At 43.3% G+C, this 15,493-nt stretch carries 14 protein-coding genes; 6 read left to right on the forward strand and 8 right to left on the reverse strand.

Annotated elements, in window-relative coordinates; translation table 11 throughout:
* Positions 1-47: 47 nt before the first annotated feature.
* The 5 genes from D9603_RS06175 to D9603_RS06195 form a co-directional block, all read right to left on the reverse strand.
* Complete coding sequence (locus tag D9603_RS06175) at positions 48-1,115, reverse strand: ChuX/HutX family heme-like substrate-binding protein (protein WP_128730659.1); 1,068 nt, start codon at positions 1,113-1,115, stop codon at positions 48-50.
* A 9-nt stretch (positions 1,116-1,124) separates the two neighbouring features.
* Entirely contained in the window at positions 1,125-3,233 is a 2,109-nt protein-coding gene (locus tag D9603_RS06180) for a TonB-dependent receptor (RefSeq protein WP_128730660.1), read from the reverse strand.
* Between the two features lie 150 nt (positions 3,234-3,383).
* Complete coding sequence (locus tag D9603_RS06185; RefSeq protein WP_128730661.1) at positions 3,384-3,791, reverse strand: biopolymer transporter ExbD; 408 nt, start codon at positions 3,789-3,791, stop codon at positions 3,384-3,386.
* On the reverse strand, positions 3,784-4,287 hold the full coding sequence (locus D9603_RS06190) for a MotA/TolQ/ExbB proton channel family protein (protein WP_128730662.1): 504 nt from the start codon (positions 4,285-4,287) through the stop codon (positions 3,784-3,786). Before D9603_RS06190 ends, D9603_RS06185 begins: the two co-directional genes overlap by 8 nt.
* A gap of 15 nt (positions 4,288-4,302) precedes the next feature.
* Complete coding sequence (locus D9603_RS06195) at positions 4,303-5,043, reverse strand: energy transducer TonB (protein WP_128730663.1); 741 nt, start codon at positions 5,041-5,043, stop codon at positions 4,303-4,305.
* A 62-nt stretch (positions 5,044-5,105) separates the two neighbouring features.
* Between D9603_RS06195 and D9603_RS06200 the strand changes: the two genes are divergently transcribed.
* Genes D9603_RS06200 through D9603_RS06210 form a run of 3 tightly spaced genes read left to right on the forward strand, consistent with a single transcriptional unit; the run spans position 5,106 to position 7,886 of the window.
* Positions 5,106-6,023 carry an ABC transporter substrate-binding protein gene (locus tag D9603_RS06200; RefSeq protein ID WP_125252648.1) on the forward strand — a complete coding sequence of 306 codons (918 nt, stop codon included), beginning with the start codon at positions 5,106-5,108 and terminating at the stop codon, positions 6,021-6,023.
* The gene (locus D9603_RS06205; protein WP_125252647.1) at positions 6,023-7,078 is read left to right on the forward strand and encodes an iron ABC transporter permease; all 1,056 of its coding nucleotides are present in this window, start codon (positions 6,023-6,025) and stop codon (positions 7,076-7,078) included. Before D9603_RS06200 ends, D9603_RS06205 begins: the two co-directional genes overlap by 1 nt.
* 1 nt (position 7,079) lies before the next feature.
* Entirely contained in the window at positions 7,080-7,886 is an 807-nt protein-coding gene (locus tag D9603_RS06210; RefSeq protein ID WP_128730664.1) for a heme ABC transporter ATP-binding protein, read from the forward strand.
* Between the two features lie 44 nt (positions 7,887-7,930).
* Here D9603_RS06210 and D9603_RS06215 read toward each other — a convergent pair whose 3' ends face one another.
* Both D9603_RS06215 and D9603_RS06220 read right to left on the reverse strand, forming a co-directional pair.
* On the reverse strand, positions 7,931-8,329 hold the full coding sequence (locus D9603_RS06215; RefSeq protein WP_125252645.1) for an NUDIX hydrolase: 399 nt from the start codon (positions 8,327-8,329) through the stop codon (positions 7,931-7,933).
* A 262-nt stretch (positions 8,330-8,591) separates the two neighbouring features.
* Complete coding sequence (locus D9603_RS06220) at positions 8,592-10,280, reverse strand: amidohydrolase (RefSeq protein ID WP_128730665.1); 1,689 nt, start codon at positions 10,278-10,280, stop codon at positions 8,592-8,594.
* Positions 10,281-10,725: 445 nt separating this feature from the next.
* On the opposite strand from D9603_RS06220, the gene D9603_RS06225 reads away from it, so the two are divergent.
* Positions 10,726-11,823, forward strand: coding sequence for a linear amide C-N hydrolase (locus D9603_RS06225; protein ID WP_241651604.1), 1,098 nt, complete (start codon positions 10,726-10,728; stop codon positions 11,821-11,823).
* 233 nt (positions 11,824-12,056) lie between these two features.
* Here the strand turns inward: D9603_RS06225 and D9603_RS06230 are convergent, their stop codons facing one another.
* A complete protein-coding gene (locus D9603_RS06230; RefSeq protein WP_125252643.1) occupies positions 12,057-12,869 on the reverse strand; it encodes a sulfite exporter TauE/SafE family protein in 813 nt (270 codons plus the stop codon).
* 446 nt (positions 12,870-13,315) lie between these two features.
* Between D9603_RS06230 and D9603_RS06235 the strand changes: the two genes are divergently transcribed.
* Entirely contained in the window at positions 13,316-14,293 is a 978-nt protein-coding gene (locus tag D9603_RS06235; RefSeq protein ID WP_128730666.1) for a DUF1852 domain-containing protein, read from the forward strand.
* A gap of 127 nt (positions 14,294-14,420) precedes the next feature.
* Positions 14,421-15,461: a methionine synthase gene (locus tag D9603_RS06240; RefSeq protein WP_128730667.1), complete on the forward strand. Its 1,041-nt coding sequence runs from the start codon at positions 14,421-14,423 to the stop codon at positions 15,459-15,461.
* Positions 15,462-15,493: the final 32 nt, after the last annotated feature.

The raw sequence follows: 15,493 nt of genomic DNA on the forward strand, positions 1-15,493 counted from the left end.
TTTATAGAGCCCTCTTCAATATCACTAGCCTCATACTAGCTCAAGTATTATGCAGCGACTTGTCCTTTATGGATCAACCTTTCACACAGTGCTTGCCATTCGTTGGTTTGTTTTTTGCCTTCAATTCTGCGACCAAACAATGTTAATACCGTCTCACGATTGGCATCGAAAAACTCTATTGAAGTCACCACAGTGTCCCCATTATCCGTTGGTTTTCTAACCACAAATGCACGTGTTAGCTCATCAGCTTTTATGTGCAGGTTAAAATCAGGGTCTAGCACGTTATACCAAGAGCCAACTTGTTTGAGGTTGTCGACTTTGCCAGAAAAAATCTGCACCGCACCTTGATTACCTACGAATACCATGATCTCTTGCTTGAATGTTTTTGCCTGTTGAAAAATATCTTCAAGTGCAAAATTCTGAAGCTCAAAACTCCACGGCGAGCCTACCAATTCCAGTGCTTGTAAGCGCTCAAGTTGATGCGACGCTAGCAATTTTGGAAAGTGGTGTACATCTTCAAGTTCACCCCATTGCGCTCTAAAGTTGTCTAGCTGCGATGTGCTCGGTGATGTTAATTCAACCTCTGCTGACTCAAAAGGTACAACGGTCAATGGGCGCGATGATGTCGATTGATAGCGTGCTTTTATATTTACTAGCTCATTAAAATCTGAATCCGCAGTCGTATACACTTTGTGTACTGCACACCCATGTTTATCAAAAAATTGGAAGCTTGTGTGACGCTCAGTTTCAACTAAAAAGGCACTTTGCCAGCGATATAAAAATAGCCTTAAGTCAATGCCTCCGGGATTAATAGCAATGCCACTTAATTTCCCGTTATTTTCTGAGACATATAGCTTTTCATACACTCCTTTGATCTCATTGACTACCGAGCCATTGCGGGTCAATGCCATGACCTTGCCTAACTTTTTTAAGCTTTTGAGAATCTCAGGCAACTGCGCCTCATCTAAGCGCGTTATTGACGCTGTTACCGATTCATCAAGCTGAGCATATAACAGTTCAGCCTCACTCACCCCTAATTGCATTGCGGCATCAACTGGTCGAAGCCTTGGCTCACCCACAAGTAACGTTTTATAGTCTTGAATAAGTTGGTTCATGATCTCTCCTTAAAAGCGCCAGCTGATCTGGGTTTTAATGTTACGGCCAAAGCCATAGTCACCAATGCCACCACCTGTACCAGCCATAAGTTTGTATTCTTTGTTAAAGACATTATCAATGGCTACTCTTAGGTTAAAAGCACTATTAATGTCCCAACTTGCATACAAGTCAGTCAGGGTGTAACTCTTTTGGGCTTGTGTAGCATATTGCCGGGTTGCTCTGTCCATCACTTGTACATCGCGCGAGCCACGTCGCACTATTTGCGCGCCAACCTGTAGTGAGTTATCAAACAATGATGTACCTAAATCCAGAGCGATTTTATCAGCTGGTAAATACCAAAGTGGTTCATTATTTTGATCTTCACCATCAATATCACTATAGGTAAGGTTGCTGTAAAAACGTGGCGTTGCAAAATTCACTTCTAACTCAACACCATCTCTGTCGTTGCTTGCCCTATTGGCATAACGCGGCGCCGGTACAGGGTTTATAACGTTACTAGTAACAGACGTGATCTCATCATCCACCGAGATATCAAAGTAAATAAAACGTGCGGTTAATGTGTCGTTGTCTGTGAGTATGTTATTTGCCTGATAAGTCACACCCACTTCAGTGTTGTTACTATATTCTACGTCCAACTCTAAGCCTGGCTGCCTGCCTCCGTATTGGTCATACAACTCGTCAATTAGAGGAGCTCGAAAACCTTCTTGGCGGTTTGCAAAAACAGCCCATTGTGGCGTCAATTGATAGTTTACGCTAAGCGCTCCTGCCCAGTCGCTGTGTGTCAATTTAGTATCCAGTGTTGAAAAAGCTTGTTGAAATTTAGCAGTTGGCGAGGTGCTGTAACGCTCATAACGAAGCCCTGCAATCACGGTAAGTTGCTGCCAAGTAAATTCATCCTGAATATACACACCAGAGCGCTTTTGTGTGCCTCCAGGTTGTGATGTCATCTCAGCAGTAGTTGGAGTAGTGCCGTATTGCTCACAAGCATACGTCTCATAATTAATTTTTAGACAGGGTAATGCAGTCTTTTCTCCAATTCTTTCTTTATCGGTATACTGCACCCCGTAAGTTACAGTATGTGACCCTAAGACACTGGTATTCATTACATCTAAGGTGGTGATATTGTATTCGTAGTTTGACTCAATACCGATATAGTCTTTTAACATCCCTACCCCATCAGATTCGGTAACCTCACTGCTGGTGAAACCAACTTTGGCACTCAAATCAATTAAGGTATTGTTAGCGGGGTTATATTCATAGCTGAGGTTAGCAACTGACTGTTCAACTTCACGATATACTGTGCCCCATGCGCCGGGATCTGTGGTATTGAACTCAGTTCTTTGGTCGTCTTTGGTTTGTGTATAACTTGCGCCTATAATCGCATCATCGCTAAGAAAGTACTCCCCTTTGAGCAATACAGAACTATTTTCAATCGCAGAGTTTTCTAGCGTTTCATCATTGGAAAGTTCCCAATCATCGCTCTCTCGCTTGACTATTGCGCCAAGAATATCCAATGAGTCATTGGGCCTTGCGAAAGCTACAACTGAACCATTTTTTTGTTCATTATTGCTGTCATAGCCTAGTTTTACTTTAGCTCCCGCAGATTCGCCATCTTGCAAAAAGTCAGCTGCATCTTTTAACTCAAATTGCACAACACCACCAAGCGCTCCGCCACCATGCAGTACTGTACTAGTACCGCGCTTAATGCTAATGGAGCGATAGAGATCAGGATCTGTAAATAAGCTTCCCATGCGATACTTTTCAAAAGTCTGCAACATACCATCGATGGTAACCATTACATCCTCTGCGTCACTAAAACCACGGATATTAAATTTATGACCCGTCGATCTTGGCCCACCATTCGCTGAAACGTTTGCAATGGTGTCTAGGGTATCAAACACATTACTGTCCAGCTTACGCTCAATCTGCTCTGAAGAAATAACATTCACTGCCTGCGCAGACTGTAAAGCTGTTTTTTGTGTACGAGTGGCAGTTACTGTAACTGCATCAAGATCGGTTTTTATTACTTCGGATGATTGAGTAGCAGAAGAAGCTGCTTGCACCCAGGTGGCAGAAGTTGCAAGCGCGATGAAAAGAGTTAATTTAGATAAACGCATAAGAATACTCCAAGTGTCGTTATTGGTATTCATACTTCAGCTCTGCCCCTGTTTGTCCCTAATGCCCATAGAATAAATACAGGCTTTCCTCAGTGAAGTATGATTTTCGCGGCGCAATATAACACACCCAAACCTAAATGGTAATTATTTTTATTCGCTTTTAACAATTAGATTTGCAACTTGGATATTTAATTCGCTTAGTTTTGCAAATAACGACACCAGGGCTTCACTCGGTACATGTTTATCTACAGCAATAAAAATAGTTTCGGAACTATCTAGATGCGCGAGCGCTTGCACTAAAGTATGCTCAGCGCTAAAGGGTTGTTCATCAATGGCGTAACTCACTTCATCATTGCTAAGCAATAGGCTCACAACCTTGGGGGTTTGCTTCAATTCAACTTCAGCTTGTTCGCCTGCACTGGGTAAGTTCACCTCAAGTACATTTAATTTCACCGCCACACTGAGTAGTAAGAACACAAGTACGATAAATAATACATCTAGCAACGCAGTCAGATCGGCACCAAGATGCTGGGCTTTCGGAGCTGGTAATTCAAGCATGTGCTTCACCCGTCGATAAAAGTTGGCCGTTCATACACAGTGTTAATTCACTTTGAAATCGATCCACCACAGCTTGCAATACCCCATAAACGAGTAGACATGGCATTGCGATAGCCAATCCAGCCATTGTCGAGTACATGGCTTCCCACAGTCCGTCTGCCAACAGCGCAGGTGTTACCGCTTGCTGGGTTTTAGCTATTGTTTTAAACATCAATACTAATCCCCATACGGTACCAAACAATCCCATAAGCGGGCTCAAAGTGCCAATAATACTTAACATAGCTAAGCGCTTTCGCCATTCAAAAACATACTCTTGCAAGCATAATGCGGCACGTTTTTGATCCCTGAAAGTCTGTTTATTTTGCTTAATATTACGTACCTTTATCCATGCTTGGCTGAGCACCCAGCAGCGCTCAATGATGATGGCAAACGCAATAATTGATAAACAAAGAAACGGCCATTGCATCGGCCCAAGTTGAGAAAACCACGACTGCATTGTTTTATACTCACTTTAAGATAGAGAAAATTTAATGGGTACGGTAAATAAGGCCTTTACCGCACTACCGTTATGAATAACTGGATGAAACTGCCACTGCTCAACATTTTGCCGAGCAGCGGTGTCTAGGCTTTGGTATCCACTGCTTTTGATTAACGTTAAATTGGTGATCCTTCCTTCTTGATTCAGTTCAATCTCAAAAATACTAACACCTTCAAGACCGCGACGCTTTGCCCTAAGCGGATAACTCAAAGTGGGCCTTGGCGCTTTAAATAGCGGCAACTTACTGAGTCGTACTGGGGTATTGTCATTGTTACTGATTTCGCTCGGTCGCTGGGCTGTCGCAAGTTGTTGGGTCGTTTTCTTGGGCGCGTCCATAGTAGCTGCCACAGGTTTTACGGGTTCAATCTGTTCTGATTTATTAGCAACTTGTATTTCTTCTGGTGCTGTAGTTTTGACTGGTTTTTCCTGCACTTGTGGTACCGCCGCCGTTTCTGGTTTTATTTCAGCCTTACTGTCTTGGCTTTTTTTTAGTGCATGAGTAACGCCCTTAAACTGAGATGATACTGGCTGAGACACAGCCTTAGATGCTGTTACTGGTGTTGGAGAAGAAAACGAAAGCACCAAAGGTGTAGTTACTTTACTTACCTCATGGGCGCTGACACCTGCGCTCCACTGCGGCTCCACACTAGCTGGCGATATCCACCACAAACCATGTAGAAATATGGACACTGCAATACAGAGAATAAATTTCATATTGATAAAAGCAAATGATAACTGTTACTATTCGCAATAAATATAACAAGTTTGGATTTGTAATGAAAGCTAAAATTACAGCACTATTGACCTTTGGATTACTTACCTGTGCCACATTGCTGCAGCCAGTCTTTGCTGATGAAAGTGACCAAAAGATTGTCGTTTCTGGCGGCTCTATCACTGAGATTATCTATGCGCTTGGCGAGCAAAAGCGCATTGTAGGCGTAGATAGCACAAGTGTATTCCCAGCTGTTGCCACCCAAAAACCACAAATAGGTTATGTAAGAAAAATTAATGTCGAGGGAATTTTGTCACTTAATCCAGATCTCCTCCTTGGCGAAGCCGATACAGGCCCAGACAAAGTGTTACAACAACTCCAAGATACTGGATTACAGACACACATTTTTAGTGAGAATGACAATCTCTCAGGTGTGGAGGCAAAAATAGCCAAAGTTGCACAACTGCTAGCTGTTGAACAAAAAGGCCAAGCGCTTATTGACTATATTCAAGCTGATAGAAAAGCACTGATACACGTGCTTGAGCAAGTCGACCACAAACCAAAAGTGTTATTTGTATTAAGTCTTCGCAGCGGTCAGCCAATTGTTGCTGGAGCGGGAAACTCAGCACATGAGGTGATCACCGCAGCAGGAGGGATCAATGTTGCAGCCACACATTTTGAGGGTTGGAAGCCGTTAGCAACTGAGTCAGCTATCGCGATGAACCCTGATGTGATTATTAGTATGGGGCGTCATGGCGATCAAAAAGCGACGGATTTAAGCCAAGTGCCTCACTTTAAGTTCTCAAATGCAGTAAAAAACAACCGAGTTTTATTAATCGACGGAACATACTTACTTGGTATGGGTCCACGTACACCTCAAGCTGTGGTCGAGCTGGCAACATTACTCCACCCTAACACCACTTTGCCAAATGATTACCGATTCCGAGCTGCTCAGTCAGCACCAGTAAATGAGTCACTATAATGCTAGCACTAGAGCAATCTTTGATCCCCGCAGATGTCGCTAGAAAATGGATGATTGCAGGACTTGCTGTTGGCTGTGTTTTGGTTAGTGTAATTGGCTTGACAGTAGGTGGAGTAGACATCAGCTATGAGCGCCTAATCGCTATTCTTTTTTCGAGTCATGAAGATACCCTAGAACAAGCGGTGATCTGGCAGATCCGTATGCCAAGGCTCGTACTTGCTGTTATTGTTGGAGCAGGGCTTGGTGCTTGTGGCGCTGCAATGCAGGCTATTTTCAGAAACCCTCTTGCCGATCCGGGCTTAATCGGCATTTCAAGTGGTGCCGCACTTGGTGCAATTAGTACTATCGTACTTGGAAGCTCATTACTTAGTGACTTTACCGCTTACTACGGAATTTATGCCGTGCCAATTGGTGCCTTTTTAGGCTGCCTTTGTGTGTGTAGCATCATCTACCGGTTATCTAGTCAAGGCAATCGCTTTACGATTGTTAGCCTCTTGTTAGCGGGAATAGCCGTTAATGCGATTGTCGGCGCTGTAATAGGTATTTTAACCTTAATTAGCTCAGATCAGCAGTTACGTGATCTCACCTTTTGGAGCATGGGGTCGCTTGCTGGAAACAGCTTTCAGATGATCATTCCTTCGCTGTGTTTGATGCTGGCATGTTGTTTTGGCTTCAGCCGTTTAGCGCAGCCTCTTAACTTGTACTTATTAGGTGAGCAACAAGCCAAGCATTTGGGAGTAGATGTCGTTAGTCTAAAAAAGAAAGTGTTCGCCTTTACCGCTTTGTGTACAGGTGCCGCAGTGGCGCTAACTGGTATAATTGGCTTTGTCGGCTTTATCGTGCCACATATAGTACGCTTGTTAATCGGCCCTGATCATCGATATTTATTGCCCGCTTCAATGCTTGGTGGTGCCATCTTATTATGTTTAGCCGATTTGCTTGCGCGTACTCTCATTCTTCCCTCTGAATTACCAATAGGCCTTATTACCAGTGCACTGGGTGGCCCATTTTTTCTCATTATGCTGGTTAAAACATATCGTTTGAAGGAGCTGTAAAATGTTAATTGCCAACAAAGTTAGTGTACAAGTAGGGAAAAAATCACTGCTCAGTGGTATCGACTTTGCTATTCGCCCCGGTGAAGTTGCGGTTGTCCTCGGTCCAAATGGCGCAGGAAAGTCAACCCTGCTAAAAGCGCTATGTGGCGATATAACCTTGAGCGAAGGCACTATCACCTACCACCAGCAAAGGTTGCACGACATAGACAGCTTGTCACTTTCACATCTGCGAGCAGTGCTTACACAGCAGTATGATTGTGAGTTTCCATTTAGTGTACAAGAAATTGTAGATATGGCTCACTATGTCCATCAAGAGCGTCATACTGTGGATTCATTGCGCCGCTACTCTAAAAAAGCGATGCAAATTTTATCTGTTGAACACTTATCACAGCGCAGCTTTACTCGACTTTCAGGGGGAGAAAAGCAGCGGGTACAATTTGCCCGGGTACTTTGCCAGCTACTGCCAAATTTAGACGCAAAAAAACCATGCTATTTGATGATTGATGAACCGACAGCCAGTCTGGATTTATACCACCAATATCAAGTCATGAAGCTAGCACAAAGCATTGCAAAACAAGGCGCGGGTGTAATAGCTGTAGTACATGATCTGGCACTTGCAGCCAGTTTTGCCGATACCGTATATCTGCTAGAAAAAGGAAAACTTGTTGCATCGGGAGCACCTGCACACGTGTTGAATAAAGCGCAGCTTCGCAAAACCTATGGGCTCGAAGCACAATTAACTCAATCCGAGACATTTTTGCCGACGCTAGGTGTTTCTAGGGAGTTTGACCTCAGCACCGCACTGTAATGAGCATTTGAGCAGGCTGGTCAACACCGGCCTGCTCCTCATGTTTATAGCTTGTGCTGGGCTAAAAAATGAGTCAAAGGTAAAAACAAAGGCTGCGGCAACGCATCCAATGCAAACCACCGCCAATGCTTACATTTATCTGGCTCTTTTACCTGTGCATGGTGATCATCACACGTCGCTTTCACAAACAAAGTCACGTAATGCTTTTGCTCTTGCGCAAAAAAGTCATTGGTAAAGCCGAGGTTTTCTACGGTGACTACGTTCAACCCTGTTTCTTCAAGCACTTCTCTTTTGGCACATGTTTCAATGGTTTCCCCATACTCCAAATGCCCACCAGGGGTCGCCCACGTATTGGCACCATGTGCGCCTATGCGCTCACCAAGTAAAATTTTGTCTTTATACATGATGATTACACCAACTCCAACGCGTACTGCTTGCTCCATTTCTTTTCCTTATGCCAATTCGCTTAATACTTGCTCAATGTTAAGGCCAGTTAACCTCAACTGTGACATTCTATACTATTACCACACAGTCTATACGTTATTTTTGAAACGCAAACATGACGATAACGACACGACATTGGCACTGTGCTAATTCACATCTACGGTCTTACTTTTCCCTCAAGCTTGTGAAAACGAGTATTTTATCCCGCATGTAAGGCTTAGCTTGGTCAAAATGGCATTGCATTTGACAGCATAAATCTTGTTAGTTGCGGCGCTTACCATTGACCCAAGTTTGCTCGACTTTCGTTGCCTTAATTTCCTCAGCGGTCAACTCGAACAAGTTATTCTGCAATATAATAAAGTCAGCTTGCTTTCCGGCTTCTAAGCTACCCACTATATCATCTTGGCGCATCGCGTATGCCGCGTTAATCGTATATGCCGCAATAGCTTGTGCTAAAGAAATAGCTTCAGGTTGACGACTTATCGCATTCGCAATCCCAACAAATGGGTTCAATGTACTGACATTCCAGTCACTGCTGAGTGTCAGCATTGCGCCATGATCGAGTAAGCTCTTGATAGGGACTAGGCTGCCAGCGCGCTTTCGCCCCAGTAGAGGCTGCATTTCCTGCCAGTGCGAGGGCTGTGCAAATTCACCTGCTACTTGCGCATCAGCTATCACACCTAACTCAGCAAACTTTTTGTAGTCACTGGGGTCAATAACCTCAACATGAGTAAGACGATGTCGAGCTTTACCATTAGATGCTGTACTAATTGCGTTTAGTGCCTCATGTACTCCTCTATCACCAATGGCATGAATATTAAAATCGAAGCCGCTCGGCTCTAACGCCTTTAAATACTTTTCTAATCGCGCTTGTGTAAAATAATTCAAGCCACGATTTTCACTCCGCGCTAACAAATCAATATGATATGGCGCTTTCATAGCCGCGGTGGTATTAATCAAAATACCATCCATATAAAATTTAATCTGATCTATTTTCAGCATGCTGTCTGGTGTGACGTTATACATTGACTTAAGTGCTCGTATTTGACGCTCATCATTCGCCTGTGGATAAGCCCAAAGCCCTAGACTGACTCGTACTTGTAACGCACCATCAGCTTGTAACTGCTGCCACGTATCAAGCTGACCGCGCTGCCAATACACACGAGCATCACTGATAGAGGTAATACCGTGTTTTAGTAACGTAGGTTGCGTATATTCGACAAAACCATCATAGTTTTTGAGCTTTTCATCCCCCTGTGCTTGCATCGCAAGATCCATCACGATATTGCCTGCGTTGTCATACAAGATACCATCGGTGTCTCCTAGCTCATCGCGTCCAATTACCCCGCCAATTGGATCGCGGCTTTGCGCATGAATATTGGCAAGCTCAAGTGCCTTGGTGTTTACCCACATAGAGTGAGAGGTCTGCTCCATGATAACCACAGGTCGATTTGCAATTACTTCATCTATCAACATTTTTGGCGGTATAGCCAACTCCAGTAGCGTATCAATATTATGTCCATACCCTATCAGCCATTTAGCATTAGGGTGCTCAGTAGCGGCTCGCACAAGCACATCCTGATAACCTGCAACGGTGTCATATTGCGACACCGTAAAATGTGTCGCGTCCGAGGCTGATTCTAGAGGATGAATATGAACATCATGCAGACCTGGCAAGATCATTTTTCCTTTTAGGTCGTGTACACGAGTGTTGTCTCCAATATAGGGTTGTATGCCATCCATACTGCCTACGTACATGATTTTCCCATTTTTTATAGCCATCGCTTGTGCCCACGGATGAGATTTAGTGACGGTATAAATAGCGGCATTACTAAACACCTGCTCGGCATGTTGAGTGGCTATTGACTGAAGCTCTTCGGTCATCAAAGGGGACTCAGCACATCCAGAAAGAGTACAACTTAAGGCTGCAGCCGTTAATGTGATTATCATGACAAGATCTCGAATACGGTGTTTTATAAAAATTATCTTAATTAAGTGGTCTATTTTGAGGCGAGAAAATCTTGTCGATAACTCCGCTACCGCGTCCTGTTATCACTAAGGTACCTACATACATGTAGGCAAGGCAAAAATTTACTATTTAGTTGTTCTAAATAAGAAATTTTTAGCGCCGTTAGCGTCAGATTTACGCCTTCAAATTGAGCCGTTATAAAGTCTAATTGTTATTAATATAGTGGCAACTTATATGATGCGGTAGAAGCCACAAAAAGGTGCCGTGTTTTTTGTATTTTAGTCGTTAAAGTAGCCTGTGCACACCACGTTGAGCAATAGCCAAAAGCAAACTGCCTGATTAATCAAACGACTTTTTTCACTCCCAAAGGTAGCCGTAATGCGTTGTAACACTGTGTAATATGCGAAACCCGCAGGTGGTACTAATATGAGGACGGAAATTGTTTATCATTATTGTGAGGTCATTATGTGTACTCGAGTATTTAATAACTGGGATGGTGCCAACTTAGCTACTGCTCGAAACATGGATTGGATGTTTACATTGCCGACCAGTCTATTTGTATTTGAAAAAGGGCTCAAAAAGTCAGGCCTAGAGCCAATATCAGCACTTAGTGCAAAAATAGAAGCTCATCATAATCCACTAACTTGGACATCTTCTTATGATAGTGTTGTTGCCATGGTTGGAGATGATTGCAGTGGATGGGCAGCGTCAGATGGTATGAACTCGGTGGGGTTAGTCGCAAATGTGTTGTATGACTCAGGAGCCTCATACGGTAAGCTTGATTGCAAAAAGAAACAACTAAGCGTGTTACGTTGGCTCCAATACGTATTGGACAAGTTTGTGCTGGTTAAAGAAGTTGTGGATACGTTTAACAAGCAAGATATTCAAATTGTAGGAGCGGAGGTGCCTAATAGCGAAGGAAAAACAGCCGCATTACATTTGATAATTTCAGATATCAGCGGTGACTCAGCAATTATTGAAGTCAACGATGGCCTATTTAACATTTATCATAGCGCCGCATATCGCGTTGCCACCAATGAACCTAGTTACGCAGCCCAGCTTAAAATTAATGATTATTGGCTATGGCAATGGAGTGAAAAGAACAACTACCCAAGTCATACCATCCCCGGCGGCCCTTATTCAACCGACCGGTTCGAGCGCGCCACTTTTTATCTCAACCATTTAGATACACCAAAAGATGAGCATGATGCCGTCGCGCAAGCAAGAACGGTTGCCGCGAATGCTTCGGTACCCTATGGCTATAACTTTATAAGTAGTGCTAGCCCAAATATATCCAACACATTATGGACAAGCATTGCTGCGCATAGAAGCCAGATATATTACTTTTGTAATGCTCGAACACCACATATTGCTTGGGTTAACTTAGCGAACTTTAAGTTTGAAACACCCGTGAGCGCCTTTACGTTAATACATCAAGCTCCTACGGGTAATTTTGTTAATAGTAGCCGTAATGGCAAACTCAATAAGCATTTTGAAGCAGCAGTTGATCCATTTAAAAAATAGAACACGTCAGTAAAATGTAGTGATCTATTTTGAAGTGGGACACCCCATCGGTAGACAGTGCTTGATTGGCACTTCTACTGTGTCGCCCCACAGGATGTGGGGTTTGGTGATTTTATAGGTGAACAACGCCTTTATCGCCTGAGTCACATAGAGCATCTATGCTACGCAGGCTCCACCTTGTATAAATACCAATTAAATTGCTGCAAAAAACAAACTTAAAAGATCAACGGGCTCTAATAATTGAGTGCCATATTAAAAGCCATGACCAATAGCAAAACTGCAAACACTTTTTTAATGGTCGTAACAGGAAGGTGATGAGTCGCTTTTGCGCCAAGCGGTGCAGTAAACCAAGAGGTGCATACAATGCCTGCCAATGCGGGTAAATACACAAACCCAGCAAAGCCATCCGCTAAAGTGAAGTTGGCACTTCCCGCGCTAATGTAGCCAATAGATCCAAAAAGCGCGATAACAATGCCACACGCCGAGGCGCAGCCAATGGCTTTTTTCATATCAAGAGAAAAATATGTGAGTAATGGTACCAACAGTGCTCCCCCACCAATTCCTATCATGGCCGATAAGCCACCTGTGATACTTGTAAGTAAGGTGAGGATTGCTTTGTTTGGAAGCTGTCTATCAGGCACTTTTGTGCTTTTACTACTTTGCAGCATCTTGAACGCAATAAGTGCCACGCTCAGCGCAAATACAGCCCGTACTGCGCTTTCTGGTAGTAATGCGGCCAAAAACCCGCTGATCAGTGCACCTAATGCAACACCAGCCATTATCCAAGGCGCAACTCCCCATGGCACATTACCATTTTTATGATGCGCAATTGCAGATGAGGTCGATGTAAAAAGAATAGAAGCCAGCGAAGTGGCAACGGCAGCTACAACCACTTGCTCTGCGGGTAGCACTTCAAAATACAATAAAATACCACTTAATATTGGGACGATGACTAATCCGCCACCAATCCCCAACAATCCAGCTAAAAATCCCACTCCACTTCCTAACAGAGCGCAAAATACAAACAATAACAGTAACTCACTCATTCCATTTATCTCTTTTATATCTCTTTTAGTTAAACCGTAACACTCAGGTTTGTTCCCTAAGTGCGGCGAGTATATCAATATGATGCACTGTTATTGGTGATTTTACTGAAGATAAGTATTGAAGATTACTCATGTTTTACATGAGTCAATTGCAACTTAGACACTTAGACATCTAAACATCTAGATTTCCCATTGGGTTTTATGTGAAATCGCTCAAATTTATGAGTAACGCTTGGGAAAAATTGCATCAATTGGGCATGCTTATGAATCAGACTCATGTTTTATGTGAAATAAAACCGTTTTTCTTCATGCTCTGATCCACGTATAAATTTTACATCACTCAACGCTCGGCACCGTCTCAGTACCTCGTGCAACGCTCTGTATCTTAATCAGGTGCTGTCAAGATTATTCGTCGAGCAAGCCCGTATAAACAATGGATAGCGATTATGAATAACGAGTTTACTTTTACCATCAAAAAAATTTGCCTAGATGAGAACTATCACCCGTCTAACAGCACACGACTCACGACTAATTTTGCCAACTTAGCAAGAGGTGAGAGCCGTAAGCAAAATTTACGTAACGCGTTAAAAATGATTGATAGCCGCTTTAACGCACTTGCACAGTGGGATAATCCAACTGGCGACCGTTACTCTGTGGAGCTAGAGATTGTGTCTGTTGATATTGACGTTGCGGGCAGTGGTGAAACCTTCCCGTCGATTGAGGTGCTTAAGACTTATATTATTGACCACAAAACGAACCAACGAGTTGAAGGTATTGTTGGCAATAACTTTTCTTCTTATGTGCGCGATTATGACTTCAGTGTATTACTACTTGACCACAACAAAGATCGCCCTCAGTTCAGCATACCTGATAATTTTGGCGACCTTCATGGCAAGCTCTTTAAATATTTTGTCGACTCTGACAGCTACAAAACACATTTTAATAAGCCACCTGTAATTTGCTTGAGTGTGTCTGATAACAAAACATACCACCGTACAGAAAATCAGCATCCAGTACTTGGCTATGAATATCACCCAAATGAATCTTCCTTAACAGAGCAATACTTTAAAAAGATGGGCCTACAAGTACGCTACTTCATGCCACCAAATAGTGTTGCCCCATTTGCTTTTTACTTCTTTGGCGATTTATTAAATGATTACACAAACCTTGAGCTGATCAGTACCATCAGTACCATGGAAACGTTCCAGAAAATCTATCGACCTGAGATTTATAACGCCAATGCGGTGGCTGGGAAACACTATAAGCCAAACCTAAAAAATCAAGATCACTCTATTACCCAAGTTGTCTATGACCGTGAAGAGCGCAGCCGACTGGCAATTGAGCAGGGTCGCTTTGCGCAGGAATATTTTATCAAACCTTACCAAAGCTTACTTGAGCAGTGGTCAGCAAATTACGCTGTGTAATACCCGTTGTCTTAATACTGAATAAATTTGACGCTAACTACGTTTGAAAATTCCTATTTATAACAGCTAACTAAGTCACTTAATTAAGATAATTGGTATTCTCATCGAGAAAATGGAAAAATTGACTATGAAAACATTACTACCGACCTCCACAGCGGGGAGCCTACCCAAGCCTGCTTGGCTTGCTCAACCAGAGACACTATGGTCGCCTTGGAAATTAGCCGGTGACGAACTGATTGACGGCAAGCACGATGCGTTACGTATTGCTTTGCAAGAACAGCAGCTTGCAGGCATTGATATTGTGAGTGATGGCGAGCAAACCCGCCAACATTTTGTGACCACCTTTATAGAGCATCTAAGTGGTGTAGATTTTGAGCATCGTCAAACCGTAAAGATTCGTGACCGCTACGATGCTAGTGTCCCAACGGTGGTAGGACCCGTAACCCGTCAAAAGCCAGTTTTTGTCGAAGACGCAAAGCTGTTACGTAGTCAAACCGATAAGCCTATAAAATGGGCATTACCTGGGCCGATGACAATGGTAGATACTTTGTACGATGCGCATTATCAAAGTCGTGAAAAGCTTGCATGGGAATTTGCCAAAATTTTAAACCAAGAAGCCAAAGAGCTTGAAGCCACAGGGGTTGATATTATTCAATTCGATGAGCCTGCATTCAATGTGTTTTTTGACGAGGTTAACGACTGGGGAATTGCAGCATTAGAGCGAGCAATAGAGGGATTACAGTGTGAGACTGCCGTTCATATTTGCTATGGCTATGGGATCAAAGCCAATACGGATTGGAAAAAGACGTTAGGCTCAGAGTGGCGCCAGTACGAAGAAGCATTTCCAAAACTACAAAAATCTAATATCGACATCATTTCATTGGAGTGCCATAACTCTCATGTCCCCATCGATTTGTTAGCCTTGATCCGTGGGAAGAAAGTAATGGTTGGTGCCATTGATGTTGCAACCAACACCATTGAAACGCCAGAAGAAGTTGCCGCCACACTGAGAAAAGCACTTGAGTTTGTTGATGCTGACAAACTATACCCTTGTACAAACTGTGGCATGGCACCGCTATCTCGGGAAGTCGCAAGAGGTAAGCTAGCAGCATTGAGCGCTGGGGCTGAACTCGTACGCCAGGAATTGCTAGCGGAAAAGTCAGCTTAATACCAATTTGCTTAATTAACCCCAGCTCGGGA

The sequence above is a fragment of the Pseudoalteromonas sp. PS5 genome, assembly GCF_004103255.1.
GTDB classification, from domain to species: domain Bacteria; phylum Pseudomonadota; class Gammaproteobacteria; order Enterobacterales; family Alteromonadaceae; genus Pseudoalteromonas; species Pseudoalteromonas peptidolytica.

Bases quoted from the DNA above. Each gene is read 5' to 3' on its own strand.
- D9603_RS06235 (WP_128730666.1), top strand. From the start codon at position 13,316: ATGAATAACGAGTTTACTTTTACCATCAAAAAAATTTGCCTAGATGAG.
- D9603_RS06180 (WP_128730660.1), bottom strand. From the start codon at position 3,233: ATGCGTTTATCTAAATTAACTCTTTTCATCGCGCTTGCAACTTCTGCC.
- D9603_RS06195 (WP_128730663.1), bottom strand. From the start codon at position 5,043: ATGAAATTTATTCTCTGTATTGCAGTGTCCATATTTCTACATGGTTTG.
- D9603_RS06175 (WP_128730659.1), bottom strand. From the start codon at position 1,115: ATGAACCAACTTATTCAAGACTATAAAACGTTACTTGTGGGTGAGCCA.
- D9603_RS06200 (WP_125252648.1), top strand. From the start codon at position 5,106: ATGAAAGCTAAAATTACAGCACTATTGACCTTTGGATTACTTACCTGT.
- D9603_RS06240 (WP_128730667.1), top strand. From the start codon at position 14,421: ATGAAAACATTACTACCGACCTCCACAGCGGGGAGCCTACCCAAGCCT.
- D9603_RS06225 (WP_241651604.1), top strand. From the start codon at position 10,726: ATGAGGACGGAAATTGTTTATCATTATTGTGAGGTCATTATGTGTACT.
- D9603_RS06210 (WP_128730664.1), top strand. From the start codon at position 7,080: ATGTTAATTGCCAACAAAGTTAGTGTACAAGTAGGGAAAAAATCACTG.
- D9603_RS06230 (WP_125252643.1), bottom strand. From the start codon at position 12,869: ATGAGTGAGTTACTGTTATTGTTTGTATTTTGCGCTCTGTTAGGAAGT.
- D9603_RS06205 (WP_125252647.1), top strand. From the start codon at position 6,023: ATGCTAGCACTAGAGCAATCTTTGATCCCCGCAGATGTCGCTAGAAAA.
- D9603_RS06185 (WP_128730661.1), bottom strand. From the start codon at position 3,791: ATGCTTGAATTACCAGCTCCGAAAGCCCAGCATCTTGGTGCCGATCTG.
- D9603_RS06190 (WP_128730662.1), bottom strand. From the start codon at position 4,287: ATGCAGTCGTGGTTTTCTCAACTTGGGCCGATGCAATGGCCGTTTCTT.
- D9603_RS06215 (WP_125252645.1), bottom strand. From the start codon at position 8,329: ATGGAGCAAGCAGTACGCGTTGGAGTTGGTGTAATCATCATGTATAAA.
- D9603_RS06220 (WP_128730665.1), bottom strand. From the start codon at position 10,280: ATGATAATCACATTAACGGCTGCAGCCTTAAGTTGTACTCTTTCTGGA.